Genomic DNA, 2,384 nt, shown 5'->3' on the forward strand with positions numbered 1-2,384 from the left:
GTTGTTCTGAAAAGGTATCGTGGACTCGAACCAAGTCTTGTGCATCAATTGAACGAAATTGACTGAAATCGATAGGTTTACCCTCATAAGGAGAAGGCCACTTCGAAGGCGATTCAGAAATTAACAAAAATGGTGAGATTTGGCAGATCCTTCCCTTAATCAGAAATTCTATACCTTGCTGAGTTATAGATAGAGAAGTTGTTAGTTGCCGTTTTGCTCTACTCCAATATTCTTCCGAAATCTCATCAGAATTTACACCGTAATATTCTCCTTCATTCAAATTCATAAGGAGCTTAGCAATCATATCCCATGCAAGATCCAGAAGTTCTCGACCTGTTTTATAGAAATCTTGATTCGTTGGAATGTTTTTAATCAAAATGTCTCCTTATCGTACTAACGCCGCGTTAAGGGGCGCAGGCACGCAATGCAACAGTTGCCGCATAACACCTTAACCACTAAACAAACTGCAAACCAAAAATGCCACGCGTGCCAAGTCCCTCTTGAACGCTTTGTTATGTGGCTTTGCCTCTCAAGCCAATTAAGTTGCCAAACGGGTCTTCAACTTGACACATTGAAAGCCCATTTTCTATTTCTATTGGGCCTCGGTAAAGCTTTGCACCAAGAGCCCCAAAGTATGCTAATGACTTGGATAAATTGTTTACTGACCAATAAAGAACAGTTCCATTTTTACCAGAGCCCACTTTTTCATCAGCTTGCACTATTTCAATAGAAAAGCCATTGAGGTCTAATACCGTAAAATCAAAATCTGAGTGGTAGACAGGCGTCGCTTCAGGAAAGGCTTTTTGATACCAATCTAATCCCTGCTCTACATTAGGGACATGAACAAGAACTGCTGCTGGGGTCATAAATTCTCTCCTGCCACATAACGCCCAATTAAGGTGTGAAGCACGCAATACCGATGCCGCCGCATACCACCTTAACCACTAAAACCAACGCATAGTAAAAATGCCACGCGTGCCGAATCACTCTTAAATTGTTTGTTAGGTGCGTAGCTTAATCTTGCACTAATCTGACCCATTTTGCCCGCCATGCCTGTGCTTCCATTGGGTCTGGCCAGAACTCTTTTTGCTTAATTATCAGGCCATTTTCAACGGTATGGAATGTTATAGCGCGTGCTTTTTGGACACTATCTGCAATTGATACATCAGTGACAACTGTTTCACCGTCGCAAACTACAGAGTGGATTGTAAATTCCCAAATACCATTCGCAGGGTAATAGGAATTGATAGCTGTGAAGTTGTCTCGGCCAATAATGAGTTCATCTGACTGCGGCCAGAAACCCTCGAAATCTCGGCTAAGCCACTCGCTTGCTTTGGCAAAGTCATTTGTTTTCATCGCATCCCAAAAAGCTAGGACGACTTCCTTTGAGTTCATGATTTTCTCCAAGCACCTAACGCCCAATTAAGGTGTGAAGCACGCAACCACGACTCTCAATTTGACCACCGTAAACACCGAACTCAACCCAAACCGAAAATGCCAAGCGTGCTGAATCACTCTTAAATTGTTTGTTAGGTTTGTTGCAAATATGGTGCTATAAAGTCAACCAGAAAGCAGTATAACAATATAAGACCGGCTCCAAATCCCGACAAAACTGTTGGAATAACTGTAAAAACCCAGACCCTAGCGTTAATCAGTGCGCTTTTTTGCTCAATACGCTGTATTTCACTTAGAGACGACATGTCGGGCTTTTGAAGCCGTTTTGAGACTCTGTGCATTTGTACTGAAACACTGATCATTTTATATAGTTCAAATCCTATAAATGTCATCAGTGATATCAGTATAAGTGCGCCTGAGCTTAAAATAGCCCATTGAGGTAAATCACTTTTTAGATTTGACCATAAAGTAAAGAAACCGACATAACCAGCAGCAATAATTACATTGCTGTAAGAGTTAGCTTTTCCGTATACGTGAGCAACTACTTCTTTTGTCGCCGCTATATTTTCGTTTGTCATGATACGAGCTTGCTGCTGACTCATCCGATTAATGTGACCCGCTAAATCATTGTGCCTATCAACACAACGTCGTTCCATATCGTATATTTCTCTGCTCAATTCACTATCTCCAGAAAACCTAACGCCCTGTTAAGGTGTGAGCAACGCAATACCGAAGTCACCGCATACCACCTTAAACACTAAACGCAACGCATAGTAAAAATGCCACGCGTTGCGAATCACTCTTAAACAGTTTGTTAAAAACCATTTTCCGCAATACTCGCCCTGACATCATCTTCGCATCTAACACAAGCAAAATACTGAATCGTATCCATGTCCCCTGTAACAAACTCATCGCAATTGGGGCATGAAATTGCTCCCCAACCTCTATCAAAACAAGAGACGCAACTCCAAAGACCATCAATGTAGAAT

The 2,384-nt window shown here is 41.8% G+C and carries 4 protein-coding genes and 1 pseudogene; all 5 read right to left on the minus strand.

All coding sequences use genetic code 11. The annotated features are described in order from the left end of the window. A partial coding sequence (locus CAG65_RS01235; RefSeq protein ID WP_202599228.1) for a hypothetical protein occupies nt 1-376 on the minus strand: 376 nt, incomplete at its 3' end. 136 nt (nt 377-512) lie between these two features. After that, entirely contained in the window at nt 513-866 is a 354-nt protein-coding gene (locus CAG65_RS01245) for a glyoxalase/bleomycin resistance/dioxygenase family protein (RefSeq protein ID WP_161451619.1), read from the minus strand. 148 nt (nt 867-1,014) lie between these two features. Next, nucleotides 1,015-1,395 (minus strand): nuclear transport factor 2 family protein, encoded by a 381-nt coding sequence (locus tag CAG65_RS01255; RefSeq protein WP_161451623.1) that lies wholly within the window; start codon nt 1,393-1,395, stop codon nt 1,015-1,017. Nucleotides 1,396-1,529: 134 nt separating this feature from the next. Beyond that, nucleotides 1,530-2,051: a hypothetical protein gene (locus CAG65_RS01260; protein WP_161451625.1), complete on the minus strand. Its 522-nt coding sequence runs from the start codon at nt 2,049-2,051 to the stop codon at nt 1,530-1,532. A 94-nt stretch (nt 2,052-2,145) separates the two neighbouring features. Next, a pseudogene (locus tag CAG65_RS22405) lies at nt 2,146-2,384 on the minus strand (hypothetical protein); the annotation flags it as partial.

Source organism: Vibrio sp. V39_P1S14PM300 (assembly GCF_009904765.1).
GTDB lineage: Bacteria > Pseudomonadota > Gammaproteobacteria > Enterobacterales > Vibrionaceae > Vibrio > Vibrio proteolyticus.